Consider the following 23,860-nt stretch of genomic DNA (forward strand, 5'->3'; position numbering starts at 1 on the left):
TCGGGTTTGCTCTCAGCGTCGCATCGCCCACGTGCCACTGGCATCCACAAAAGTGCTCACTCGCAACGCTTTTCGGCCTCATCGGCTCCATGCATGCGCAGGCACTAGAGCGGAGGCAGGGGTGCTTCGTCCAACCAGGCGCCGAGTAGGGGGCGGACGTCCACGGCGGAGTGGGCCTCTGCCAAGGAGATGAAGTCAGGGGTGGTCGCGGTGGAGTGGCGGTGGGCGGTGGTCCACTCGCGGAGCAGGCGGAAGAACGCGGCGTCGCCCATGGCCGTGCGGAGCGCGTGCAGGGTCAGCGCACCGCGCTCGTACACGCGGTCGTCGAAGATCCGCCGTACGCCGGGGGCGCTGAGCGTGAGGTCCTGCGGGAGCTGCGCGAGCTTGGCGTGGGACCGCAGTGCGAGCGCGTGGCAGGACCGCCCGTCAGCCTCCGCCCACAGCCACTCCGCGTAGGTCGCGAAGCCCTCGTGCAGCCAGATGTGCCGCCAGTCGGACGCCGTCACGCTGTTGCCGAACCACTGGTGCGCGAGTTCGTGCGCCACCAGGCGTTCCGAGCCGCGCCGCCCGTCGACGTGGTTGCTGCCGAAGATCGACATCGCCTGGGCCTCAACGGGAACGTCGAGCTCCTCGTCCACCACGACGACGCCGTACTCCGTGAACGGGTACGGGCCGAAGAGCCGGGAGAACTCCTTGAGCATCCTGGGCTGGTTGGCGAAGTCGTGGCGGAACGCGCGCAGCAGCCGCGCGGGCACGGCGGCGGGCTGGCGGACGGGCGCCTTCGCCAGCTCCGCCGACACGTACCGTCCGATTTGGACGGACACGAGGTACGGCGAGGTCGGTTCGGGCTGCTCGTAGACCCACGTGGTGCCCGTGTGGGACACCAGCGTGCCGCTCGCGATCACGGTGTAGCTCGGAGCGGTCGTGACCGAGATCCGGTACGCGGCCTTGTCGGAGGGGCGGTCGTTGCACGGGAACCACGACGAGGCGCCGGTGGGTTGGCTCGCCACCAAGGCGCCGTCGGTGAGCTGCGTCCAGCCGATCTCGCCCCAGTGCCCGCGATTCGGCCGTGGCACACCGGCGTAGCGCACCTCGACGGTGAACTCCTCGCCCACCGCGAGCACGCGCCCCGGGCGCACGCGGAGCTTGCCGAGCCGGTGCGCGTAGCGGACCACCTTGCCGTCGAACAGGATTCGGTCCACGCGCAACGGGCCGAAGTCCAGGCTCACGCTGTTCAGCGCGGAGCGCGCGACAGCGGTGATCACGGCGCGCCCACCGAGCCGGTTCGCCCCGGGGCGGTAGTCGAGGTGCAGGTCGTAGCGCAGGACGGAGTACCCGTCGTCGCCGTGCGCGTCGAGGTAGGGCAGCTGCCTCATCCCTTGCGGGCCTTCCCGGTGCGCCACGCGGCGATCGGGTTGCCCACCCAGCGGGTGTCCGGCGGAACGCTCTCGCCGCTCATCATCAGCGACGCCGGGCCGACCGTGGTCCGCGCGCCGATCGCGGTGCCGGGCAGCGCGATGCCGTGCGGCCCGAGCGTCGCGCCCTCGCCGAGGGTGACCGTGTCCATCCGCATGATCCGATCATGGAACAGGTGGGTCTGGACCACGCACCCCCGGTTGACGGTCGCGCCCCGGCCGATCCGCACGAGATCCGCCTCGGGGAGCCAGTACGACTCGCACCACGCGCCCCGGCCGATCCGGGCGCCGAGCCCGCGCAGCCACAGGTTCATCAGCGGGGTGCCGCCGACCGAGCCGACCAGCCACGGCACCGCGAGCACCTCGACGAAGGTGTCGGCCAGCTCGTTGCGCCACACGAACGAGCTCCACAGCGGACGTTCGATCCGGCCGAACCGCCCGACCAGCAACCACTTCGCCAGGCAGGCGACCACACAGGCCACGACGCCCGCGCCCAGCAGCACGACACCGCTGAGCCACACCGGGGCCGAGCGCAGCACCCACAGCACCGACACGGCGAGCGCCACCGTGCACATCACCGGCATCACCCGGCACAGCTCGACGAGCGCACGCGCGATCACGAGCCGTCGCGGCGGGTCGAACGTCCTGCTCTGGTCGCCGGTCTCCGCGACACGAGGCAGCTTCATCGGCGGCATGCCGAGCCACGAACTGCCCGCCTTGGCCCGCTTCGGCGTGGACGAGAGCACGCCGACGAGGCCGCGGTTGGGCACTGAACGACCCGGCGCGGTCATGCCGGAGTTGCCGAGGAAAGCGCGCTTGCCGACCTTCGCGGCGCCGATCCGCATCCAGCCGCCGCCCAGCTCGTAGGTGCCGACCATCGTGTCGTCGGCGAGGAAAGCGCCGTCGCCGACCGTGGTCATCGACGGCAGCGCGAGCACCGTCGAGGCTTCGACCCGACGCCCGACCCTCATGCCGAGCGCACGCAGCCACACCGGCGTGAACAGGCTGGCGTAGAAGGGGAACAGAGCCACCCGCGAGGAGTTCATCAGCCGCTCGGTCGCCCACGCCTGCCACGCGATCCGCCCGTGCACGGGGTGGTAGCCCTCGCGCAGGCCGATGCTCAGCAATCGCACGCTGACCAGCACGAGCACCGCGTAGGTGAGCATGAACAGCACTGTCACCAACGGAACCGACAGCAGCGAGCCGTCGAAGGCCACGAGCACGAGCAGACTGGGGATCGCGCCGACCACGGGCAGCAGGTCCAGGAAGAACGACGTCACGTTGTAGGTCAACGCCCAGCGGCGCTTGTGCTCAGGCCGCTCGTCGGGCCAGCGCTGCGCCGCCTTGCCGGAGCGCACGGCGGGCACTCCGGCCCAGCGCTGCCCGGCCGGGACCGAGCCCAGCACGCACGAGCCGGGCGCGACCTGAGCGCGCTTGCCGATCCGCGCGCCGGGCATCAGCGTGCTGCGAGCGCCGACGGTCGCGCCAGCTCCGACGCGGATGCGGCCGACGTGCAGGACGTCGCCGTCGAGCCAGTGGCCGGTCAGATCGACCTCGGGTTCGATCGCGCTTCCCTTGCCCAGCTTCAGCATTCCCGTCACCGGCGGCACCGAGTGCAGGTCGACGCCCTGCCCGATCCGCGCCCCGAGCGCCTTGGCGTAGTAGGTCGTCCACGCGCCGGAGAGCTTGGAAGCTCCGCTCAGCTCGGCCAGCTTCTCCGCCGTCCACAGTCTCAAGTGGACACTTCCGCCGCGCGGATAGGAGCCGGGACGCAGGCTCCGCAACAGCAACCGCGCTCCGCCGACCGCGATCCCCACACGGCCGGGCGGGCTGATGAACACCGCCCACCCCGCGAGCACCCACCACCACGACACGGCGGGCGTCCAGCCCAGCACGTTTCCCGCGGCGGCGAGCACGGTGACCCACCGCATCCCGACCACGGTCAGCAGCAGTGGCAGCAAAGCGATCTGCGCGAGCCCGGCGCGAAGGCGGGTCGGCTCGACGACGCGCTCAGCCGCCTCGGTGACCTTGAACTCGTCGAGCCTCGCGGCGAGCTCGGCGACCGTGGAGCGCTGGTAGACATCGTTGACCGAGCAGCTCGGATAGCGCTGCCGGAGGAGCGAGACCAGCTGGGCGGCTGCCAGGCTGCCACCGCCGCTGGAGAAGAAGTCGGTGTCCTTGTCGGCGGGTGGCCTGCCGAGCACCTCGGTCCACTGCTCAGCGAGCCACGCCTGCGTGCCGTCCAGGTCGGCGGTCTGCTCGGTCGTGCTGGGCAGCGGCCACGGAAGCGCGTTGCGGTCGACCTTGCCGGAGGTGCGCGTCGGCAGCGTGTCGACGATCGCCAGCAGCGGGACCAGCGCGGCCGGTAGTGCGGCGCGCAGCCGGTCGAGCGCGGCGGCCTGGTCGAACTCGTCCACTGTGGACACCAGATAGCCGACGAGGATCTGGTTGCCGCCCTTGGTCCCGCGCACGGCGGCCGCGGCGCCCGCCACGTCGGGCAGTGCCTGAAGCGCGGCGTCGACCTCGCCCAGCTCGATGCGGCGCCCGCCCAGTTTGACCTGTTCGTCCGCCCTGCCAAGGAAAACGAGGCCCTCGGGCTCCGCGCGGACCAGGTCGCCGCTGCGGTAGGCGCGGTCCCAGCCCAACGACGGCAGCGGCGCGTACTTCTCCGCGTCCTTGTCCGGGTCCAGGTAGCGCGCCAGGCCCACGCCGCCGATCACCAGCTCACCGGAGCCGCCCATCGGGACCAGCTCCCCGGCGGAGTCCACGACGGCCAGCTCCCAGCCGTCCAGCGGAAGCCCGATGCGCACCGGACCCTCGCCGGTCAGCTGCGCGCCGCACGCGACCACAGTGGCCTCGGTCGGGCCGTAGGTGTTCCAGACCTCGCGCCCCTCGACGGCGACACGCTCAGCCAGCTCCGGCGGGCACGCCTCGCCGCCGAAGATCAGCAGCCGCACCTCGTCCAGCGCCTCGGCGGGCCACAGCGCCGCCAACGTCGGCACGGTGGACACCACGGTGATCTCGTGCTCGACCAGCCAGGGGCCGAGGTCCATTCCCGTGCGCACCAACGCCCTCGGCGCCGCGACGAGGCACGCGCCGTGCCGCCACGCGAGCCACATCTCCTCGCAGGAGGCGTCGAAAGCCACCGACAGCCCCGCGAGCACGCGATCTCCCGGCCCGATCGGTTCGTCCACAAGGAACAGTCGAGCTTCGGCATCGACGAACGCAGCCGCGCACCGGTGGCTGACGGCGACGCCCTTCGGCTTCCCCGTGGAGCCCGAGGTGAAGATGATCCACGCGTCGTCGTCCGGCCCAGGCTCGCCCGCGACGCGCATAGGAGTACCGCGCACGGTCAGCACGCGGTCCGCGCCCAGCACCGCGCACACGTCCGCTTCGCCGAACACCAGATCGGCTCGCTCGTCCGGGTCCTCGGCGTCGACCGGCACGTAGGCCGCGCCCGCCGCGAGCACCGCGAGGATGCTGACGTAGAGGTCCGTCGTTCCGGAAGGCACGCGCACACCGACGCGGTCGCCGACGCCGATCCCCGCCGCCGCAAGAGAATCGCGCAGCTCGTCGACCTCGGCCAGCAACGCCCGGTAGGTCAGCACGGTCGCTCCCGCCCGCAGCGCGTGCGCCGTCGGGTGCAGCCGTGCGGTCTCGGTGACGATGTCGAGCAGCGTGCGCTCCGGCGGCGCGGACGAACCCGCGAACAAGGCCGGAGCCAGCGTCTGCACCGCGGTCATGCGCGTCCTCCGAACTCAGGAATGCGCTTTTCGGCTGTGCGTAAAGAAAATCCGATGAGCGCGACCCCAGAGCCTACCGCGAGCGCGGTGAATCCGCTGCTCTCACGGGCTAACGTCACACCAGGCGGAGCCGCCGCGGCGCGCTCTCCGGCCGTTCGGTGAACCCCGTGAGGCCGCGCAGCGTCGCGGTGTCGACGCGCAGGCGAACAGCGAGCGCGGCCAGGTCCACCCCGTGCTCCGCGGCGAGAACCACGGCGCGGCACAACAGGTTCGGCCGCTCGCCGAGGTGCTCGCGGTCGACCGGCTCGGCCGTCCGCCAGCCGCGCTTGGCCAGTGCCGTCAACAGCCGCCGGTGCGCCGCGTCGGTCATCAAGCCCAGCGCGCGCCCACGTGCGGCGAGCGCGGCGGCCGTCACGCCGTACGCGTCTGCCAGCTCCTTCACCGCATCGAGGCCGGCGTGCAGTGGGAAGGTCCCGGCGATCTCCTCGGCGGGCATCAGGAACTCGGCGGCGAAGGCGTCCGCCTCCGACTCGTGCACGCGGCTGCCCGGTGCCGGGTCCGGGTGCAGCACGAGGTGGCCAAGCTCGTGCGCCACGGAAAAGCGTTGGCGCAGGGGGTTTTCCCGCTCCGTCAGGACGATCGTCGGCCGCTCGGGGAGCACGCAGGAGAACACGCCGACAGCGGCTTGCACGGGCAGGCGGCTCACCACGACGCCGTGAGCTTCGAGCGAGCGAACCAGGTCGGGAACCGGGCCGGACTCCACGCCCCACGCTGCGCGGACCGCGTGCGCGGCACGTTCAGGGCTGTCGTGCTGGCCGGTGAGGTCGGCAGTTGGCAGCCCGACCACCTCCTCCAGCGCGGTGGTGACCTCCCACAGCAGCTCCACGTGCGCGAGCGCCTGAGCGCGCTTGGCGGCTGTGGTCGCGCGCAGCGAGCGGAAGTGGGCGCGCGCGGTGTCCAGCCGCAGATGCGGCCGTCCCGGTGCGAAGAAGTCGACCTGGACGCCGAGCCGCTCGGCGCAGCGCGCGAGCACGCTCGGGTCTGGGCGGAGCTGGCCCAGCTCGATCCGCGAGACGGCCGCGGGGGCGAGCCCGGCGGCCTCGGCCAGCTCCCGCGCGCGGAGCCCGGCGAGCGCGCGGGCCATCGCCAAGCGCGCCGGATCGAAGCCCGACGCGGTGGCGTGGGCGTCCGTGGTCACGGCGTCTCCTCGGGCTGCGCGTGGGGGTACCAGCATCATCACCCACCACTCGATCGTGTCGGAGCACCGGGGCCGAATTCAGGTGAAGGACCGTCGCATTTCGAGAAACGTTTGCGCACCTGGCAAATGCCCAATGTCTGAGTGGGTGAAATTCCCCGAACGGCGGTTGACCGACAATTCGGCAGATCTGTCGCGTGTGGAGCGCTGACCTGCGATTCCTTCGGCTCCGCGTGCTCGCGACGCACACGGGCGGCCTAATCTCGGGCCCGGAGAGGATCACCTTCCGTAGCCGCTCGCGTGGCCGACTCGCTAGTCTTCTTGCCTTGTGCGCAAAGGAACCTAGTGAGGTAGCCGTGGCGTTCCCCGGTCCATTTCCGGCCGTAGCGCGAGGTGGACGGGCCTGATGACCCTTCCGCTGCCGGACCGCTCACCGCACTCGCCGGAGCTTCGGATCTCCGCCGAGTCGCTGGATCGCGCCCGCACCAGGCTGGCCAAGAAATGGGCCTACCTGGTCAGCTCGACCACCTACATCCCGATGCCACAGCCGGAGATCGAGCACAGGCTCGGCGAGCTGGTCGGCGTCCTGTTCACCGCGATGCGCACCGAGCCGTTCTCCTCGGAGGGCGCGACCGAGGTGGGCGCGCGCCTGGTCGAGCTGAACTTCACGGGCAGGACGAGTCTGCGCCGCACGGTGGAGATCCTGGGCAAGTCCCTGCTCGCCATGACCGAGCTGTTCCCGGCCGACCGGTTGCCGGAACGCGTCGTCGGCCTGCTCGGCGCCCTGACCTCCGGCTACGTCGAGGCCGTCCGGCTGTCGATCTTCACGCAGCAGGAGAACCTCAACCGCGCGCTGATCAAGGCGGCGCAGGACGCGCAGCGCGACCGCAAGGCCAGCGAGGCGCGCTTCGACGAGGTCTTCACCTCCTCCAACAGCGGCATCGCGATCACCGACCTGGACGGCGCGTTCGTCCGCACCAACGCCGCTCTCGGCGAGATCCTCGACCTCACCCCGGCGGAGTTCGACGGACTGGCGCTGTTCGACGTCGTCGCGCCCGAGGACGTGCCGTTCGTGCGCAACGGGCTGCGTGAACTTGCCGACGGCAAGTCGGAACGGCTGCGCCAGCGCCGCACCATGCTCGGCAAGGACGGCGAGACCGTGCAGGCGCACCTCGCGATCTCGCTGCTGCGCGACGGCGACGGCAACCCCAACCACTACGTGGTGATCGTCGGCGACGACACCGAGCTGACGTTGTTGCAGGGCCAGCTCAGCCACCAGTCGCTGCACGACGTGCTGACCGGCCTGCCGAACCGGCAGTTCTTCACCACCAGGCTGGAGCGGGTGCTCCGGCATGCCGACCAGACCTTCGGCGTGACCATGTACCACCTGGACCTCGACGCCTTCTCGGTGATCGCGAACGGACTCGGGGCGCCCGCGGCGGAGGCGCTGCTGAAGAGCACCGCCGAGCGGCTGCGCTCGATCTTCGCCGGTGAGAGCGCGATGGTCGCCAGGCTCGGCGGCGACGAGTTCGGCGTACTCGTGCAGAACGAGGCCGGCACGCCGGACGTCGTGCGGACCATCGAGCAGATCAACGAGGTGCTGGCCGAGCCGCTCTACGTGGACGGCAACGGTGTCGCGTCCTCCGCGTGCATCGGCGTCGTGCACCGCCCGCAGCCCGACATCGAAGCCGCCGAGCTGTTGCGCTTGGCGGACATGACGTTGCGTCGCGCCAAGCGCAACGGCAGCAGGCAGTGGGGCGTGTACGACCCGGTGCAGAGCGAGCTGGACCGCGCCCGTTTCGGCCTCGCCGCGACGATGCCCGGCGCGTGGGAGAGCGGCGAGGTCGGCATGTACTCGCGCCCGCTCGCCAGGCTCGCCGACGGCGGAACCGTTGCGGTGGAAGCACTCTTGCGCTGGGAGCACCCCGAACTCGGGCAGCTCCCGCACGCGCAGTGCGTCGAGCTCGCCGAGCAGATCGGCCTCGTCATGCCGCTGGGCACGTGGTTGCTGCGCTCCGCGTGCGAGAGCATGGCCGAGCGCCAGCTCCCGCTCGGCGTCGGGCTCACCCCGTACCAGGCCGCCGACGCCGACCTGGTCGGCGAGGTGTTGCAGGTGCTCGAGGACACCGGTCTCGACCCGGCGCGGCTCCAGCTCGGCATGCCCGTGCGGGCGGTGCTCTCCGACTGCGGTGAGGCCGCCGACAACCTCGCGGTGCTCGCCGACTCCGGGATCGGCATCGTGCTCGACGGCTTCGGCACCTCCGCGACCGATCTCGCCCTCGTCGAGGACCTGCCCGTGCGCGGCGTCCGCCTCGCCTCATCACTGGTCCGGCTCCAAGCCGAACGCTCCGGCCGCTCCGCGCTCGACCGGTCGCTGACCGAACTCGTCGCGCACGTGCGCTCCGCCGGAGTCGCCGTGATCGTCGACGGCATCGAGACGCCCGCGCAGCTGGACTGGTGGCGCTCGGCGGGCGCCGACTTCGGGCTCGGCCGGATGTTCCCCGTCCTGTCCTGAGGTCCGTGCCCGGTGGGAACTCGCGAGTCGTTACGCTCGTTGGGTGAGTGGCAGTGCCGCCGGTGGGGGACGGACGAGAAAGCTGTGATGGAGACGACGGGGGAGAACCCGCTGGTGCGCCGCTCGCGCTCGTCCGGCTCCGAGCTGGCCGGAGCGCCACTGCTGGAGGACTTCCGCAGGCTGTCCCAGTTCCTGCTGGTGTACAAGTTCGCCGTCGAGGAGCTGCTGACGAAGCTGCGCATCCTCAGCGAGGAGTTCGACTTCGTCCACCGGCACGACCCGATCGAGCACATCACCCACCGCGTCAAGCGGCCCGAGGCGATCATCGAGAAGCTGCGGCGCAAGGGGCTCAGCACCGATCTCGACACCATCGCCGAACACCTCGACGACGTCGCGGGCGTCCGCGTCGTGTGCCCGTTCGTCTCCGACGTCTACGGCGTCCGCGAGATGCTCGGCCGCCAGCACGACGTCGAGATCCTGCACACCAAGGACTACATCGCCTCGCCCAAGCCCAACGGCTACCGCAGCCTGCACCTCATCGTGCGGATCCCGGTGTTCCTCTCCGACCGCGTCGAGCACGTCAAGGTCGAGGTGCAGATGCGCACCATCGCCATGGACTTCTGGGCCACCCTGGAGCACAAGCTCTTCTACAAGTACGACGACCACGTGCCCTCCGACTTCGCCGACGAGCTCGCCAGCACCGCCGCCGTCGCCGCCCAGCTCGACGCCCGCATGGAGTCCCTGCACCGCCGCCTCCACCGCTGAGTGACACGCGGCGGTTTCATGACTAGAATTCTGACCATGAAGACACTGCCGTTGGCTGAGGTGAAGGCGCACCTGTCCGCCCTCGTCTCCGAGATCGAGGCGCAACACGAGCAGGTCACCGTGACCAAGAACGGCGCGCCTGCCGCTGTGGTGATCTCCGTGCACGAGTGGGAGTCCCTGCTGGAGACGATCGCCGTGCTCAGTGATCAGCAAACGGTGGCTGATCTCGCAGAGGCGCAGCGCACTCGTGCCGCAGGTGAGACTTATGGAACCGATGACGTCCTGGCGGCTTTCGAGGCACGGCGGTCCGCAGGCGCGTGAGTGAGATTTTTGAGCTGTCCTGGTCCAGTGCGGCCAGGAGAGCGGTCGCCAAAGACTTGCCAGAAGCCGTAGCCGCAGCAGTGCTCGAACTCGTGCTCGGACCTTTGCGGGAGAACCCGTACCGCGTGGGCAAGCCGTTGAGAGAGCCCTTCGAAGGAGTTTGGTCGGCACGGCGTGCCACGTATCGCGTGCTGTACCGCATCAACGAGGAAGAACGGACCGTGCTGATCGAGGCGATCAAGCACAGAGGAGACGCGTACCGCTGAGGCGATACCTTCAAATCGGCCAACGTAACGTTCGGCGTTACTTTAGGCGATTTCGAGGTACTCGCGGAGCGCCTCGCTCTTCGTGGAACAACAGTCGGCTAGGTAGCGATGAGCTGCGCGAACGGCTTGTTTGACGCGTTGAGCGCACTGAACGGGTCGTTCAGGGCTTCAGCGACAGCGCGAGTGCGAGTTCGCTGGTCTTCAAGTACGGCCAACCCCTGCTGCGGCCGTCTCCAACGACGGTAAACCGTTGGTGGTGTGCGCGAACGGCTTGTTTGACGCGTTGAGGTACCTGAATGAGTCATTCAGGACGCTCAAGTACCTCAATGAGTCATTCAGCGCGTAACGGGGGTCAGAGGTGGTTGCGGCGCCATTCGCGGACGAGGAGCCAGGCGAGGTAGGTGCCGCCGATGGCGCTGGTGAGGATGCCGACGGGGAGCGGGGTCGGGGAGAAGAGGCGTTGCACGGCCAGGTCGCTGGCGACGAGCAGCAGGGAGCCGGTGGCCGCGGCGGCGGTGAGGCCGGGGCCGGGGGCGGCGGTGAGTTTGCGGGCCAGTTGCGGGGCGGCGAGGGCGACGAAGGTGATGGGACCGGCCGCGGCGGTGGCGACGGAGGCGAGGGTGACGCTGACGCCGAGCAGGGCCAGGCGGGTGGTCTCGACGGGGACGCCGAGTGCGCGGGCCTTGTCGTCGCCGAGTTCGAGCAGCGCGAGCTTCTGTCCGAAGTAGACGGTCGGCGGGAGCAGGAGCGCGAGGGCGATCAGCAGCGGGACGAGCTGGGTCCAGGTGCGGCCGTTGAGGGTGCCGGTGATCCACGTCTGCGCGGCGAGCGCGCCGGTGAGCGAAGCGCGCGTGACGAGGTAGTTGTTGGCGGCCAACAGCATGGCGCTCAGGCCGATGCCGACGAGCACGAGCCGGAAGCCCTGGACGCCGCGCCGGAAGGCGAGCAGGTAGGCGAGCGCGGCGGTGGCGGTACCGCCGATGAGCGCGCCGAGGGAGATCTCGGCCATGCTGCCCTGGAACACCAGGATGGCGATCAGCGCGCCGGTCGCGGAGCCGTTGGCGAAGCCGATGAAGTCGGGGCTGCCCAGGGGATTGCGGGTCAGGCTCTGCAACACGGCACCGCTCAGCGCGAGCGCGGCGCCGACGAGGACGGCGATGAGCACGCGGGGCAGGCGCAGGCGGTTGACGATGAACTCCGTCGAGGGATCGCCGAAGCCGAGCACGGTGCGCACGACCTCCCAGACGGTGAGCGGGAAATCGCCGGTGGTCATGCTGATGGCGCCGAGCGCGAAGGTCAGCAGCAGCAACGTGATCACGACGCTGGCCGAGCGCGGGCGCACGCGCACGGAGACGGCGCGGAAGCGGAGGAGCATCACAACCTGCCAGGGGAACGACGGCGGCACAGCGCGATGAACACCGGGGCGCCGATGAACGCGGTGACGATGCCGACCTGCAACTCCGCGGGAGCGATCACGAAGCGGCCGATGATGTCCGCGCCCACCAACAGGATCGGCGCGAGCACGGCCGAATAGGGCAGCACCCAGCGCTGGTCGGTGCCGACGACCAGGCGCGCGGCGTGGGGAACGGCGAGGCCGACGAAGGCGATGGGCCCGGCAGCCGCCGTCGCCGCTCCACAAAGGACAGTCACGGCGAGCACGCCGAGCACGCGGGTGCGGCCGACGTGCACGCCGAGGGACTTGCCGACCTGCTCTCCGAGCGCCAGCGCGTTGAGCGGGCGGGACAGCAGCAGCGCGGCGGGAACGCTCACCAGGAGGAACGGCGCGACCTGGGCGAGCACGTCGGCACCGCGACCGGCGAGCGCGCCGACCTCCCAGAACCGGAACTGGCCGAAGGACTGCGGGAAGAGCAGCAACATCGCGGAGTTGACCGCGTACAGCGTCGCGGTGATCGCGGCGCCGGCCAGCACGAGCCGCTCCGGGGTGGGCCTGCCGCGACCGCTCGCGCCGAGCAGGTAGACCACCACCGAAGCCGTTGCCGCGCCGGCGAAAGCGAGCCAGACGTGTCCGGTCACGGTGGTCACGCCGAAGAAGGTGATGCCCGAGACCACGGCGGTGGACGCGCCGAGCGTCACACCGAGCAGCCCGGGGTCGGCGAGGGGGTTGTGGGTGAGCGCCTGCATGAGCGCGCCCGACAACCCCAACGCCGCGCCGACCAGGACGCCGAGCAGCGTCCTGGGCAGCCGAACCTCGTGCACGGTCACGGCCTCGACGGAGCCGTCGTGGTGCCACAACACGCGCCACAGCTCGGAGATCGGGATGTTGCGCAGTCCGAGCCACACGCTGAGCACGATGGTGACGCCGAGCGCGACCAGCGCGACGACGAGGCCGAGCCCTCGCAGAGCTGGTCTCACTTCACCTTGCCCGCCAGCATCGGAACGAGCTTGTCGATGGCGTAGGGGATCGACAGCACGGTGTTGAACGAGATCGCGGCGCCGATCGGCGGCTCGTTGTACGGCACGAACAGGTCGCGCTTCTCCTGCGCGACCTTGAGCTTGCGGTACAGCGGCTCGTCGCGGACGCGCTGCGAGGCCACCTCGTCCTCCGACAGCCAGAGCAGCAGGTCCACGTCGAGCAGGTCCAAGCCCTCCGAGCCGATGCTGATGATGTTCTCCGCCTTGGGGACGTCGACGATCTTCTGCGGCATCTTGAAGCCGGACTCGGTCAGGAACGCGGCCTTCGGGTCGTGCGCGGCGAACGCGGCGTAGTTGCCGGGCTCGAAGGTGTCGGCGACGATCGCGGTCTTGGTCGCGAACGCCGGGTTCTCCTTGCGCACCTTGGCGAAACGCTCACCGATGTCGGTGATCAGCTTCTCCCCGGTCGCACCCTTGCCCAGCGCCTTGGCCAGGTTGCGGGTCATCTCCTGCCAGGTCGCGGCGTAGTCGGCGAACTTCCCGGACTGCGCGACCACGGGCACGCCGATCTGGCTGAGCGTGTCGTACTGCTCCTTCTTCATCCCCGAGTACTGGGCGATGATCAGGTCGGGGCGCAGCTTGGCGATCTTCTCCAGGTTGTACTCGTCGCGCTCGCCGACGATCTCCGGAGGGGTGGTGCCCCACAACGGCTGCGTCCACGGCCACTTGCCGAACGGGCGCTCCTTGAACCAGTCGACGACGCCGACCGGCTTGACGCCCACGGCGAGCGCGACGTCCTGGTCGGACAGGCCCAGCGTCACCACGCGCTGCGGCTGCGACTTGATCTCGGTGACCCCGTACTTGTGCTCCACGCGCACCGGGAACACGCCGTCAGCCGTGGGTGCCGACCCCCCGGCGTCACCCGGCTGAGGGGTTGCCGTGCTTCCGCACGCGGCCAGGACGACGGCCATGGCTAGCGCGCTGATCAGGCGTAATGACACTCTGGGCACGAGGCTCCCCTTCGACGTGGTAACCCGAATGAGGGAAGGCTAACCTAAGGCCCGGTCCCCTCGTAACGCCGTGGTGCCCATCGGCCAAGAAGAGGTGTCGCACACGACTCAGGGGACGGGTGGCCGATGACCGACTTCACGCGAACAGGCCACGATCCCGCCGCGTTCGAGGCGTTCTACCGCGAGCACGTCCAGGCGGTGCAGCGCTTCGTCGTCCGCCGCGTCGACGATCCGCACCTCGCCGCCGACCTGACCGCTGACGTGTTCCTCGCGGTGATCGACACGGCGCACACCTTCCGCGCGGACAGGGGTGACCCGAAGCGCTGGCTCTTCGGAGTCGCGCGCAACGTGGTCGCGGGGGAGCTGCGGCGCCGGGCACGAGGACTGCGCGCGGCGAGCCGGATCGCCGGGCGGGCGCTGCTCGACGAGGACGACATCGCCGCGCTGGAGCGGCGGATCGACGCGGCGAGCCGGGCGCGCGAGCTGTACCGGGCGATGGACCGGCTCTCCGACGGGGAACGGGCCGTGCTCGAACTGGTCGCGCTCGACGGGCTGACCGTCCAGGACGCCGCGAAGGCGCTGGGCGTGCGGGCCGGGACCGCGCGGGTGCGCCTGCACCGGGCGCGGCGGCTGATGCGCGAGCACCTCGTCTCCTCGACCGCGGAGGTCCTGCCATGACCGAACGATTCGAAGACCGCCTGCTCACCGAGCTGAAGCAGGTCGTCGCGGAGCGCGAGCCCGTCCGCCCGGCGGCCAGGTGGCGCCTCGCGCTCGCCGCAACGGGGCTCGCGGCCGTCGCGGTGCCTCTTCTGTTCACCGGTGGTGGAGCTGCCTTCGCGCTGGAGAAACAGCAGGACGGCACCGTGCGCGTGGAGATCAAGCAGCTAAGCGACGCGGCGGGGCTGGAGCGCAAGCTCGCTGAGCTGGGCATCAAGGCGAAGGTCGACTACCTCCCCGCGGGCAAGACGTGCCGGGCTCCGCGCTTCACGCCGATGCGGGACAAGCCGGTGAGCTCGGCCGGAGCGCTGTCGACGGGGCTCAGCAGCTCGGAGGCGGCGGGCACGGCGGCGGTGTTCACCTTCGACCCGGCGGATTTCACCGGCGACCGGGCCGTGGTGATCGAGACCTCCGGCGAAGGGGACGTGTCCGGGCTGGTGGTCACCTTCGCGGAGGGGGCGGTCGGCGCGTGCGTGCCGGTCGACGCTCCGATCCGGCCGGGTCTGGACAGCGGCGGGCCCCGGTAGGCTCGGTGGGGTCCCAGCCCCGAGCCTGAGCCGGACGGATCGATGAAGCAGGTGTCCATGAAGGACCGCTCAGGCAGCCAGGCGTGGCTCGGGCCGATCTCCCTGGGCCTCGCGGTCGCCAGCTGGATCTTTCCGTACGTGAACCTGGTGCTCGTGGTGATCGCGTGCGTCTGCGGCGTCGTCTCGATCGTCACCAGGAAGTGGCACACCATCGACTGGACGGCCGTCGCGGGCATCTGTGTCGCGTCGGGGCAGGCGGTGCTCTCGCTGCTGGTGTACGCAGCGTCGCTGCACCCGTAGGAGGGAGCACAGGTGGAGTACTTCGCGTTGCGGACGTACAAGAAGGACGGATCAGCGGTCACGGGCCCGATCTGGCTCGCACCCGCGGGAGGCCGCCTCTACGGCTACACGCCGAGTCGTTCGTGGAAGGTCAAGCGGCTGCGGCGTGATCCGCGCGTGGAGTTCGCGCCGTCGGACTTCCACGGCAATCCGCACGGGCAGTGGCGCAGCGGGCGGGCGCGCGTGCTGCCGCCCGCCGAGCTGCGCACCGCCAAACGCGCGATGACTGCCAAGTACGGCAACAAGTTCCGGTGGTTCACCATCGTGCTCCTGCTCGGCAGGGTGCGGCGCAACGGCGGCTCGGCGGTGGGGATCGAGATCGAGGCCAGCCCGTCGGAGTTCAGCCCGTCGGCGTGAGGTAGTCCGCCCCGCCGACGAAGACGGTGTGCCCGGTCGCGACCGGCTCCACGGCGGCGCGGGCGACGGCCTCGGCGAACTCGGCGACGGTGGGCAGGCTCTGCACTTCGGCCCGGCGCGCGTCGACGATGCCGGGCTCGGCGCGGTCGAGCAGCGTGACGGTGATCGTGCCCTCGATCATGTCGCCGGACACCACGACCAGCCCGATCCCGCGCTCGCTCAACGAAGGGATGCGTGCCCGGAGTGCGTCCTCCCCGGCGCGCTTGCTCGCCGCGACGGCCTCGTAGGAGTCGTAGGTCGGGCGCTGGCCGTGGAAGTGCGCTTGGTGGCTGGTCACGAACACCACGCGGGAGAGCGCGGGCATGAGCGGCAGCGCCAGTTCCACCGCACGCACCTGCGCATCGCGGTTGAGCCGCATCGCGTAGTCCGGGTCGCGATCGCGCTCCATGCCGCCAGAAGCGTTGAGCACCAACGCATCCAGCCGACCGCAGCGCGCGCGGACGAGGTCGAACATCGCCGCGACCTCGGACGGGTCGGTGAGGTCGGCCTTGACCGCCTCGGCGCTGCCGCCCGCCGTCACGATGTCCGCCACCACGCCGTCAGCGCGCTTCGCCTTGTCCCGGTAGTTCACGAAGACGTGCGCTCCGGAGGCGGCGAGCAGGCGTGCGGTGTCGGCTCCGACGCCACGCGAGGCTCCCGTCACGAGCACGACTCGACCAGTCATCATTTCTTCCTGCTTCCCAAGGCTTTCAGGCGCTCAGCCGCGATGGTGACCCCGTCAAGGAGCTCGGTTCCGCGCGGTACTCGGCGACGGGGGAGGTGGGTGTTGAGCACGGCGCCGAAGCCCACCGTGCGCACGGTCGCGTCGATGATCTCGTTCACGTCGTCGGGCCACGGCAGCGCCGGCTGAGTGATCAGCAGCGCCGCGCAGCCATGCACGGCGGTCCACATGGTCAGCGCGACGGTGTCGGGATTCCCTTTCAGCACACCGCTTTCCACGCACGCGGTGACCGCGTTCACCATGTGCTCGAAGCACGTCCTCGACGCTTCTGCGGAGGCCGAGGGGCGCATCAGCAGCAGGCGGTACTGCACGGGGTGGTCGAGCGCGAAGTGCACGTAGGCGCGCCCGCACTCGCCGAGCGCGATGAGCGGGTCGGTGATGCGGCTGACCGCCTCGCGGATGCGGTTGCCCAGCTCGTCCCACACGCGCAGGCACACGGCCTCGATCAGCGCTTCCTTGCCGCTGAAGTGCAGGTACACCGAGGGTGTCGTGACCCTGGTGCGCTGCGCGACCGCGCGCAGGGTCAGCGCGTCCTCGCTGCCGGTCTCCACGAGCAGGCGTTCGGCGTTGCGCAGGATCTCCTCGCGCAGCCGTGCGCCGTCCCCCGGCTTGGCGCGGGTCCTCCTGGCTTCCACGCCGCTATGTTGACGTCGTCAAGTTGACGGTGTCAAGCTGGGCGCGTGATCGAGGTCGCCCCGCTGGTCCCCGAGGACCGCGAGAGATGGGAAGTCCTGGCCCGTGGCTACAAGGACTTCTACAAGACGGTCGAAACCGACGAGAGCTACGAGCGGACCTGGCGCAGATTGCTGGCGGGTGATGGCGCGCACGGGATGGCCGCGCACCTGGACGGGCAGCTCGTCGGCATTGCGCACTACCTCGTCCACACGACGGTGTGGACGGGGGATTCCTGTTATCTCCAAGACCTTTTCGTCGACGAGGCCGCGCGCGGCCACGGTGCCGCACGGGCTCTCATCGAGGGTGTCGCGGCGGTGGCGCGCGACCGGGGCTGTCCTCGCCTGTACTGGCAGACGCATCAGGACAACGCCACCGCCCGCGCGCTCTACGACAAGGTCGCGTCCTTCGGCGGGATGATCGTCTACGTCAGTAGCCCACCGTGAACCGCGTGCGGCGGTGGCGCGGGCGCTCGGCCTCGTCGAGCAGCGCCACGGCCAGGTCCTCCATGGAGATCGTCGAGTTCCCCTCGGCGTCGACGATCAGTTCGTCCCGGCCGAGTCGGTAGGAACCGGTCCGCGCTCCGGGCTCCAGCAGCGCGGGCGGGCTCAGGTATGCCCAGTCCGCAACGGTTTCCGCCCGGCAGACCGCGAGCTGGGCATCGCACGCCTCGGCGATCGCCCGGATCTCCGGCGGCAGGTTCGGGTCGTCGAGCACTGTCGTGCCGGTGCCGGTGCCGGTGCCGGTGCCGGGAACGGTGAGGCTCGCCGCGCCGCCGACCATCAGCAGGCGCACTCCGGTCTCGGCGAGCCCGGCCAGTACCGCCTTCGTCGTCGTGACCAGTTCCGCCTCGCGTCCGGTCGCCGGGCGGGTCGCGCTGATCACCAGGTCCTGGCCTCGGCTGAGCGCGATCACGTCCTCGACATCGGCCGCGTTTCCTCGGCGCAGCTCGGGAAAGCGCGTGGCGTCACGCGTGACTCCGGTGACCGAGTGCCCCCGCGAGCGCGCCTCCGCCATCACCCGGCTGCCGACGCTGCCCGCTGCTCCGAACACTGTGATCCTCAAGGGGTGCTGCCTTTCTGGTCTGGGCGACGATGAGCGCGGCGAGCACGATGAGCGCGCCGATCGCTTGCAGGACGGTGAGTTCCTGGCCGAGTGCGAGCCAGCCGAGCATGGTCGCGACGACCGGGCTGAGCTGGCCGAGGAAGGTGACCTGGGTGGGCGGCAGCTCGCGGATGCCCCGGAACCACAGTGCGTAGGCGAACGCGGCGCCGATGATGGAGAGGTAGGCGTAGCCGAGGAGGTTGCTCGTGCTCAGCTCGGCGGGCGGCGGCCCTTCGACCAGCAGCGTCACCGGGATCAGCACGATGCCGCCCGCGATGAGCTGCCAGCCCGTGGTGGCCAGCACGGGAGCCGGTGACGTCCAGCGCTTGCTGAGCACCACTCCGGCGGCCATGACCACGGCACTGCCGACCGCCGCCGCGAGCCCGATCGCGTCGAGCTGGGCTTCGGCCTTGAGCACGAGCAGGCCGACCCCGAGGATCGCGGCCAGCGCGGCGACGACGGTCCGCGCCGACATCCGCTGACCGAGCAGTCCGGCGGAGAAACCGGCCACCAGCAACGGTTGCAGCGCTCCGACGGTCGCCGCGATGCCGCCGGGCAGCCGGTAGGCGGCGACGAACAGCAGCGCGAGGAACGCTCCGATGTTCAGCGTGCCGAGCACCGCCGCGCGCCACCACCACGAGCCGGACGGCAACCGCCGGGTGATCGCGAGCAGCAGCAGGCCCGCCGGTAACGCGCGCACCGTCGCGGCCAGGAGCGGCCGGTCCGGCGGCAGGAACTCCGTCGTGACCAGGTACGTCGTGCCCCAGATGGCCGGGGCCAGTGCGGTCACCGCGATGAGGCCGATCCGATTGTTTAGCACTAAGATAAAGTAGCTTAGTGCTAAGAGACTTCGCAAGGGGGCTAGGGTGACGACCATGGCGGACCACGTCGACCGGGTGCTCGCGCAGTGGGCCGAACAGCGGCCTGACCTGGATGTTTCCCCGATGGGCGTGATCGGGAGACTGAGCAGGGCGGCCCTGCGCGCCGACACCGAGCTGAAGCGCGTCTTCGCCGAGCACGGCCTCGACCGGGCGTCCTTCGACGTGCTCGCGACGCTGCGCCGCAACGGCCCGGAGCGCTGCATGACCCCCGCGGAGCTGACCCGCTCCGCGATGGTGACCTCCGGCGCGATCACCCAGCGCCTCGACCGCCTCCAGGCGCGCGGCCTCGTCAGCCGGACGCCGAGCGACACCGACGGGCGCGTGGTGCTCGTGAAGCTCACCGCCGAGGGCCGCGAGCTGATCGACCGCGCCCTGCCCGACCACGTCGCCAACGAACACCGCATGCTCGGCGGCCTGTCGGTGGCCGAGCGCGACCAGCTGGCCGCTCTCCTCAGCAAGCTCCTCACCAGCTTCGAGGGCTGAGCCTGTCCGGTATGTCACCGGGTTCGGCGGTCTTGAAGACCACCCAACCCCCGCCCCGGCCGTCTTCAACGACGGCAAACCTCGCGAGGTCGCTGGGTTTGCGGCGGTTAACGATGATCAACAAGTGGGTTTGGTGGTCTTGAAGACACACGCCGCAACCCGCTGGGAGACGAGGGCTGAGCACCCTTCGGCTGGAGGGGAAAGGTGTCCGGATGGGGACAGGGTGGTTGGGGGCGGGGTGACGGGCTTCTAGCGTTCGGCGGGTGACGGGCTACCCGACTCGGCGGAAGTTCCTGGCGGCCAGCGGTCTCGCCGCAGGGCTCGCGTTCTCCGGTGCGCTCCCGGGCATCGGCACCTCCAACGCCTCCACCGTCGAGGTGGACCGGCTCCGCGACCACCCCTTCCGGCTCGGCATCGCCTCCGGTGATCCGCTGCCGGACTCCGTGGTGATCTGGACCAGGCTCGCGCCGCGCCCGCTCGACCCCTTCGGCGGGGTGAACGAGCGTCCGGTCGCGGTCGTCTGGCAGGTCGCCGAGGACGAGCGGTTCCGGCGCGTCGTGCGCAGCGGCGTCGAGATCGCCAGGCGCGAGTTCTCGCACAGCGTCCACGTGGACGTGCGGGGACTGCGACCGTGGCGGCATTACTACTACCGCTTCATCGTCGGTGGGCACATCAGTCCCGTTGGCCGCACGCGGACGGCTCCGGCTCCGCGACAAGCCTTGTCCGGCATGACTTTCGCCTTCGCGTCGTGCCAGGCGTGGTGGGAGGGTTACTACACCGCCTTCCGCGACATGGCCGTGCAGGAGCACGACGTCGTGTTCCACCTCGGTGACTACATCTATGAGTACGGCGTCGGAGCGGACTCCGGCGTTCGCCAGCAAGCGGTTCCGGTGGAGTTCACGCGCGAGACGATGACGCTCGACGAGTACCGGGGCCGATACGCGCTCTACAAGACCGATCCGGACCTCCAAGCAGCGCATGCGGTCGCGCCGTGGATCGTCACGGTCGACGACCACGAGGTGGAGAACAACTGGGCGGGGCCGATCTCGGAGAACAACGCGCCGCGCGAGGAGTTCCTCGTGCGTATGGCCAACGCCTTCCGTGCCTGGTACGAGCACACGCCGGTGCGGCTCGCGCAGGCACCGAACGGCCCGTCGGTGCAGCTCTACCGCCGCTTCCAGTACGGCGACCTGGCGCGCTTCAACCTGCTGGACACGCGCCAGTACCGCGACGACCAGGCGGGCGGCGACGGTGAGAAGCCGCCGAATCCCGGCTCACTCGACCCGAAGCGCTCGATCACCGGTGCGGCGCAAGAGAAATGGCTGCTCGACGGCATGGCGGAGAAGTCGGCGCGCTGGGAGGTCCTGGCGCACCAGACGGCCATCGCGCAGCTCGACGTGAAGGCTGGGCCGGAGGTGGTGGTGCCCATGGACACCTGGGACGGCTATGTGGCTTCGCGCAAGCGAATCCTCGGTGGCGCAAGGGAAAGAGGCGTGCGCAACCTGGTCAGCATCGCGGGCGACCTGCACCGCAGCGTCGCTTCCGAGCTGCGTGAGGACTACGCGGCGTCCTCGCCGGTCGTGGGCACGGAGTTCGTCGGGACCTCGGTCACCTCGGGGCGCGACGGCATGGACCACGACCAGGTCGGCCGGACGATCCTGGCGGAGAACCCGCACGTGAAGTTCCACAACTTCCAGCGTGGCTACGTCCGGTGCGAGGTGAACGCGTCGCAGTGGGTCGCCGACTACCGCGTCGCGGACCGCGTGACCGTGGCCGACGGCACGGTGACCTCGCGGTCCAAGCTCACCGTCGAGGACGGCGTCCCCGCGATTCAGGTGAGGTGATCGGTCATGTGGGCTCTCGCGCTGACAGCGGTGCTCCTGGCACCAGTCACGATCTCGGTGGCTCCGGAGAAGCTGCAGGTCGTCGGCCTGCCGTGCATGCCGGGCTCGCTCAAGGTCGGCCTGACCAACACCGGGACCACCGACCGCTACGCCGACGTCGAGCTGTCCGCGAAGGGACCGCTCGTCCTCGATCGTAAGATCATTTCAACATGGCTGCCCGCGTGGGACCCGGACCACACGGTGAACACCCAGGTCGGAGTGACCGTCCCGCGCACCGCGAAGCCCGGGACCTACTCGCTGAGCCTCAGCATCGACCGAACGCTGCGCACCGTTCCTGTTGAAGTTCTTCCCTTGCCGCCCAAAGACAATCTCGTGCTCGGCGAGCAGGCTTCCGCGTCGTCCACGCACGGCAGCTTCCGCGTCTGCGGTGCCGTCGACGGCGATGCGAACTCGGCGAACTGGTCGACGAGCACCGGGTGGAACGACGCGACTCGCGGAGTGTTCCCGGACGACTACTCCGTCAGCCTCGTCGCGCCCACCACGATCGGGCGAGTGGAGTTGCAGACGCTCGACTCCGCGCGCTATCCGGCCGCGCAGAACGGTTTGCGTGACTGGGACGTCCAGGTGCGCAGCGCCGGAGCTTGGGTGACGGTCGACTCCGTTCGGGGCAACGTCGCCGGTCGGGTGAAGTCGGTTTTCCCTGCCGTGACGGGGGATGCCGTGCGGATCGTGGCGCTGGACTCCAACGACCACGCGTACTCGCGGATCGTGGAGCTGGAGGCCTACGCGCGCTGACCGTCGAACAACGACATGGTGGTGTCGACGAGCGCGAGCAACCGTTTCCTCGGCACACCGTCGCGCGCTTGGACCGACAGTCCGTGCAGGACGGTCGCGAAGGTGTCACCGAGGGCCTGGGCATCTGTGTCCGGCCGGAGCTCTCGTTGTGCGACAGCGGTCTTGACGAGCCCGATGATGGACTTCGTCCGCTTCACGCGGTGTTGTTCAAGCCATCTGAGCACCGCGTCGTTGGCGGCCGAGCAGTTCGTGGCCGCGCTGACCACCATGCAGCCCAACGGTTTCCCCGGCCTGGTGTAGACGGTCGCCGCCTCCCGCAGAGTCCGTCGCAGCGCTTCCCTCGCCGTGCTCTCCTCCGCGAGCGCTCGGTCCGCGAAGCCGCCCTCCTCGCGCTCGTACAGCTCGACGGCCTCGCGGAACAACGCCTCCTTGGAGCCGAAAGCCGCGTAGATGCGGGAGGAGGCGAGGCCGAGCGCGGCGACGAGGTCCGACATCGACGTGCCTTCGTAGCCTCGCTCCCAGAACGCGGCCTGAGCCCGGCGCAGCGCCTCGTCCCGGTCGAACTCCCTCGGCCGCCCCGCCACCCGCGCCTACCTTCCGCCGAACTCGTCGATCACCACGACGCCACTCGTGCCGTAGTCGCCCATGGCCGCCAGCACGTCGCTCACCTGGTGCAGGCCAACGGTCTCGGACACCACGGCGCCCGGCCGCAGCCGTCCGGAGGCGACCATGTCGAGCATCGTGCCGTACCGCTGCCCCTGCATGCCGAAGCCGCCGACGAACTGTAGTTCGTTGAGCAGCATGACGTCGATCGGCAGCGCCACCTCGCCGCGCTCCGCCCGCGTGGTGTGCCCGAGCTGGAGGTGCCGCCCCCGCTTTCGCAGTGACAGCACGGAGTTCCGGCAGGTCTCGGCGATGCCGAGCGCGTCGACCGACACCTGTGCGCCACCGCGCGTCAGTTCGCGAATCGCCGCGACCGGGTCCTCCTCTGTGGCGTTGACGGTGTGCACGGCGCCGACCTCGCGCGCCATGGCCAGCTGCTCGGCGCCGATGTCGACGGCGATCACGCTGGCCCCCGCAGCCGCGGCGACCTGCACCGCCGACAGCCCCATTCCGCCGCAGCCGTGCACCGCGACCCATTCGCCGCCGCGCACGCCGACCTGGTCGACCACGCCGTGGAAGGCGGCCATGTAGCGGCAGGCGAAGCTCGCCGCGTCCACGAAGCTGACCGCCTCCGGCAGCCTGACCAGGTTCACGTCGGCGTGCCGCACCGCCACCAGCTCGGCGAAGGCGCCCGCGTAGGAGACACCGGGTACCAGGGCTGCGCCGGAGTCGCAGATGTGCTGATGACCGTCGCGGCACCACTCGCAGGTTCCCTCACCGGGGTTCATCGGGAACACCACGCGGTCGCCCACGTGCCAGTCCCGCACCTCGGCCCCGACCTCCACGACGGTCCCGGCGAACTCGTGCCCGAGGATGAACGGCGGCTCGACCGCGAGGCCCCGCCACGCCCAGTCCCCGGTCCACAGGTGCCAGTCGGTCCGGCAGATCCCGTTCGCCCCGACCTCGACGACCGCGCCGTCCTGCGGGCAGCGCGGGTCCGGAACGTCTTGCAGGACGAGAGGTTCAGCGATCTCTTCGATGACTGCGGCGCGCATGGTGCTCCATTCTGTGTCGATCGACCAAGAATTAGCACGCCGGAGCCGGACAGGGCAAGGCCGGCGCGGGGGCACCACGCCGGCCTCGGGGGAGAGCGG

Annotated in this window: 24 protein-coding genes; 12 read left to right on the forward strand and 12 right to left on the reverse strand. The window is 70.3% G+C overall.

All coding sequences use genetic code 11. From position 1 onward, the window contains the following. Nucleotides 1-104: 104 nt before the first annotated feature. From ABD798_RS21540 to ABD798_RS21550, 3 genes are all read right to left on the reverse strand, one after another. Nucleotides 105-1,376, reverse strand: coding sequence for a M1 family metallopeptidase (locus tag ABD798_RS21540; RefSeq protein WP_344877590.1), 1,272 nt, complete (start codon nt 1,374-1,376; stop codon nt 105-107). Beyond that, nucleotides 1,373-5,158 carry a Pls/PosA family non-ribosomal peptide synthetase gene (locus tag ABD798_RS21545; protein WP_344877592.1) on the reverse strand — a complete coding sequence of 1,262 codons (3,786 nt, stop codon included), beginning with the start codon at nt 5,156-5,158 and terminating at the stop codon, nt 1,373-1,375. Before ABD798_RS21545 ends, ABD798_RS21540 begins: the two co-directional genes overlap by 4 nt. Before the next feature lie 115 nt (nt 5,159-5,273). After that, nucleotides 5,274-6,356, reverse strand: a complete 1,083-nt coding sequence (locus ABD798_RS21550; protein ID WP_344877594.1) for an ImmA/IrrE family metallo-endopeptidase — start codon at nt 6,354-6,356, stop codon at nt 5,274-5,276. Nucleotides 6,357-6,759: 403 nt separating this feature from the next. Between ABD798_RS21550 and ABD798_RS21555 the strand changes: the two genes are divergently transcribed. From ABD798_RS21555 to ABD798_RS21570, 4 genes are all read left to right on the forward strand, one after another. Continuing rightward, nucleotides 6,760-8,868 (forward strand): putative bifunctional diguanylate cyclase/phosphodiesterase, encoded by a 2,109-nt coding sequence (locus ABD798_RS21555; protein ID WP_344877596.1) that lies wholly within the window; start codon nt 6,760-6,762, stop codon nt 8,866-8,868. Between the two features lie 87 nt (nt 8,869-8,955). Continuing rightward, nucleotides 8,956-9,633 (forward strand): GTP pyrophosphokinase, encoded by a 678-nt coding sequence (locus ABD798_RS21560; protein ID WP_344877598.1) that lies wholly within the window; start codon nt 8,956-8,958, stop codon nt 9,631-9,633. Nucleotides 9,634-9,669: 36 nt separating this feature from the next. Beyond that, nucleotides 9,670-9,954 (forward strand): type II toxin-antitoxin system Phd/YefM family antitoxin, encoded by a 285-nt coding sequence (locus tag ABD798_RS21565; RefSeq protein ID WP_344877600.1) that lies wholly within the window; start codon nt 9,670-9,672, stop codon nt 9,952-9,954. After that, on the forward strand, nt 9,951-10,220 hold the full coding sequence (locus tag ABD798_RS21570) for a type II toxin-antitoxin system RelE family toxin (protein ID WP_344877602.1): 270 nt from the start codon (nt 9,951-9,953) through the stop codon (nt 10,218-10,220). The genes ABD798_RS21565 and ABD798_RS21570 overlap by 4 nt, the downstream gene beginning before the upstream one ends. 352 nt (nt 10,221-10,572) lie before the next feature. On the opposite strand, the gene ABD798_RS21575 is transcribed toward ABD798_RS21570, so the two are convergent. From ABD798_RS21575 to ABD798_RS21585, 3 genes are read right to left on the reverse strand one after another with little or no spacing between them, the layout of a single operon-like run. Next, nucleotides 10,573-11,595: a FecCD family ABC transporter permease gene (locus ABD798_RS21575; protein ID WP_344877604.1), complete on the reverse strand. Its 1,023-nt coding sequence runs from the start codon at nt 11,593-11,595 to the stop codon at nt 10,573-10,575. Continuing rightward, nucleotides 11,595-12,593, reverse strand: a complete 999-nt coding sequence (locus ABD798_RS21580) for a FecCD family ABC transporter permease (protein WP_344877606.1) — start codon at nt 12,591-12,593, stop codon at nt 11,595-11,597. The genes ABD798_RS21575 and ABD798_RS21580 overlap by 1 nt, the downstream gene beginning before the upstream one ends. Next, complete coding sequence (locus ABD798_RS21585; protein WP_344877608.1) at nt 12,590-13,603, reverse strand: iron-siderophore ABC transporter substrate-binding protein; 1,014 nt, start codon at nt 13,601-13,603, stop codon at nt 12,590-12,592. The genes ABD798_RS21580 and ABD798_RS21585 overlap by 4 nt, the downstream gene beginning before the upstream one ends. Before the next feature lie 126 nt (nt 13,604-13,729). Between ABD798_RS21585 and ABD798_RS21590 the strand changes: the two genes are divergently transcribed. Genes ABD798_RS21590 through ABD798_RS21605 form a run of 4 tightly spaced genes read left to right on the forward strand, consistent with a single transcriptional unit; the run spans nt 13,730 to nt 15,543 of the window. Then, nucleotides 13,730-14,281: an RNA polymerase sigma factor gene (locus ABD798_RS21590; RefSeq protein WP_344877610.1), complete on the forward strand. Its 552-nt coding sequence runs from the start codon at nt 13,730-13,732 to the stop codon at nt 14,279-14,281. Beyond that, nucleotides 14,278-14,847: a hypothetical protein gene (locus ABD798_RS21595; protein WP_344877612.1), complete on the forward strand. Its 570-nt coding sequence runs from the start codon at nt 14,278-14,280 to the stop codon at nt 14,845-14,847. Before ABD798_RS21590 ends, ABD798_RS21595 begins: the two co-directional genes overlap by 4 nt. A 57-nt stretch (nt 14,848-14,904) precedes the next feature. After that, nucleotides 14,905-15,147 (forward strand): hypothetical protein, encoded by a 243-nt coding sequence (locus tag ABD798_RS21600; RefSeq protein ID WP_344877614.1) that lies wholly within the window; start codon nt 14,905-14,907, stop codon nt 15,145-15,147. Between the two features lie 12 nt (nt 15,148-15,159). Next, entirely contained in the window at nt 15,160-15,543 is a 384-nt protein-coding gene (locus ABD798_RS21605; protein WP_344877616.1) for a PPOX class F420-dependent oxidoreductase, read from the forward strand. Here ABD798_RS21605 and ABD798_RS21610 read toward each other — a convergent pair. Together ABD798_RS21610 and ABD798_RS21615 are read right to left on the reverse strand one after the other, a co-directional pair. Further along, nucleotides 15,527-16,267, reverse strand: coding sequence for an SDR family oxidoreductase (locus tag ABD798_RS21610; RefSeq protein WP_344877618.1), 741 nt, complete (start codon nt 16,265-16,267; stop codon nt 15,527-15,529). The genes ABD798_RS21605 and ABD798_RS21610 overlap by 17 nt on opposite strands. Then, the gene (locus tag ABD798_RS21615; protein WP_344877620.1) at nt 16,267-16,959 is read right to left on the reverse strand and encodes a TetR/AcrR family transcriptional regulator; all 693 of its coding nucleotides are present in this window, start codon (nt 16,957-16,959) and stop codon (nt 16,267-16,269) included. Before ABD798_RS21615 ends, ABD798_RS21610 begins: the two co-directional genes overlap by 1 nt. 45 nt (nt 16,960-17,004) lie before the next feature. Between ABD798_RS21615 and ABD798_RS21620 the strand changes: the two genes are divergently transcribed. Next, nucleotides 17,005-17,442 carry a GNAT family N-acetyltransferase gene (locus ABD798_RS21620; protein WP_344877622.1) on the forward strand — a complete coding sequence of 146 codons (438 nt, stop codon included), beginning with the start codon at nt 17,005-17,007 and terminating at the stop codon, nt 17,440-17,442. On the opposite strand, the gene ABD798_RS21625 is transcribed toward ABD798_RS21620, so the two are convergent. Together ABD798_RS21625 and ABD798_RS21630 are read right to left on the reverse strand one after the other, a co-directional pair. Then, nucleotides 17,426-18,049, reverse strand: coding sequence for an NAD(P)-dependent oxidoreductase (locus ABD798_RS21625; protein WP_344877624.1), 624 nt, complete (start codon nt 18,047-18,049; stop codon nt 17,426-17,428). The genes ABD798_RS21620 and ABD798_RS21625 overlap by 17 nt on opposite strands. Further along, complete coding sequence (locus ABD798_RS21630) at nt 17,964-18,920, reverse strand: EamA family transporter (RefSeq protein WP_344877626.1); 957 nt, start codon at nt 18,918-18,920, stop codon at nt 17,964-17,966. The genes ABD798_RS21625 and ABD798_RS21630 overlap by 86 nt, the downstream gene beginning before the upstream one ends. Before the next feature lie 55 nt (nt 18,921-18,975). On the opposite strand from ABD798_RS21630, the gene ABD798_RS21635 reads away from it, so the two are divergent. The 3 genes from ABD798_RS21635 (at nt 18,976) to ABD798_RS21645 (ending at nt 22,103) form a co-directional block, all read left to right on the forward strand. Beyond that, nucleotides 18,976-19,464, forward strand: a complete 489-nt coding sequence (locus tag ABD798_RS21635; RefSeq protein ID WP_344877628.1) for a MarR family winged helix-turn-helix transcriptional regulator — start codon at nt 18,976-18,978, stop codon at nt 19,462-19,464. 263 nt (nt 19,465-19,727) lie between these two features. Beyond that, a complete protein-coding gene (locus tag ABD798_RS21640; protein WP_344877630.1) occupies nt 19,728-21,308 on the forward strand; it encodes an alkaline phosphatase D family protein in 1,581 nt (526 codons plus the stop codon). 6 nt (nt 21,309-21,314) lie between these two features. Beyond that, a complete protein-coding gene (locus ABD798_RS21645; protein WP_344877632.1) occupies nt 21,315-22,103 on the forward strand; it encodes a COG1361 family protein in 789 nt (262 codons plus the stop codon). Here the strand turns inward: ABD798_RS21645 and ABD798_RS21650 are convergent. After that, nucleotides 22,091-22,687, reverse strand: coding sequence for a TetR/AcrR family transcriptional regulator (locus ABD798_RS21650; RefSeq protein WP_344877634.1), 597 nt, complete (start codon nt 22,685-22,687; stop codon nt 22,091-22,093). The genes ABD798_RS21645 and ABD798_RS21650 overlap by 13 nt on opposite strands. A 6-nt stretch (nt 22,688-22,693) precedes the next feature. Beyond that, nucleotides 22,694-23,761, reverse strand: coding sequence for an alcohol dehydrogenase catalytic domain-containing protein (locus tag ABD798_RS21655; RefSeq protein WP_344877636.1), 1,068 nt, complete (start codon nt 23,759-23,761; stop codon nt 22,694-22,696). Nucleotides 23,762-23,860: the final 99 nt, after the last annotated feature.

The sequence above is a fragment of the Allokutzneria multivorans genome, assembly GCF_039537405.1.
GTDB classification, from domain to species: Bacteria; Actinomycetota; Actinomycetes; order Mycobacteriales; family Pseudonocardiaceae; genus Allokutzneria; species Allokutzneria multivorans.

Bases quoted from the DNA above. Each gene is read 5' to 3' on its own strand.
- ABD798_RS21645 (WP_344877632.1), top strand. From the start codon at position 21,315: ATGTGGGCTCTCGCGCTGACAGCGGTGCTCCTGGCACCAGTCACGATC.
- ABD798_RS21655 (WP_344877636.1), bottom strand. From the start codon at position 23,761: ATGCGCGCCGCAGTCATCGAAGAGATCGCTGAACCTCTCGTCCTGCAA.
- ABD798_RS21560 (WP_344877598.1), top strand. From the start codon at position 8,956: ATGGAGACGACGGGGGAGAACCCGCTGGTGCGCCGCTCGCGCTCGTCC.
- ABD798_RS21590 (WP_344877610.1), top strand. From the start codon at position 13,730: ATGACCGACTTCACGCGAACAGGCCACGATCCCGCCGCGTTCGAGGCG.
- ABD798_RS21540 (WP_344877590.1), bottom strand. From the start codon at position 1,376: ATGAGGCAGCTGCCCTACCTCGACGCGCACGGCGACGACGGGTACTCC.
- ABD798_RS21610 (WP_344877618.1), bottom strand. From the start codon at position 16,267: ATGACTGGTCGAGTCGTGCTCGTGACGGGAGCCTCGCGTGGCGTCGGA.
- ABD798_RS21600 (WP_344877614.1), top strand. From the start codon at position 14,905: ATGAAGGACCGCTCAGGCAGCCAGGCGTGGCTCGGGCCGATCTCCCTG.
- ABD798_RS21575 (WP_344877604.1), bottom strand. From the start codon at position 11,595: ATGCTCCTCCGCTTCCGCGCCGTCTCCGTGCGCGTGCGCCCGCGCTCG.
- ABD798_RS21595 (WP_344877612.1), top strand. From the start codon at position 14,278: ATGACCGAACGATTCGAAGACCGCCTGCTCACCGAGCTGAAGCAGGTC.
- ABD798_RS21565 (WP_344877600.1), top strand. From the start codon at position 9,670: ATGAAGACACTGCCGTTGGCTGAGGTGAAGGCGCACCTGTCCGCCCTC.
- ABD798_RS21635 (WP_344877628.1), top strand. From the start codon at position 18,976: ATGGCGGACCACGTCGACCGGGTGCTCGCGCAGTGGGCCGAACAGCGG.
- ABD798_RS21555 (WP_344877596.1), top strand. From the start codon at position 6,760: ATGACCCTTCCGCTGCCGGACCGCTCACCGCACTCGCCGGAGCTTCGG.
- ABD798_RS21545 (WP_344877592.1), bottom strand. From the start codon at position 5,158: ATGACCGCGGTGCAGACGCTGGCTCCGGCCTTGTTCGCGGGTTCGTCC.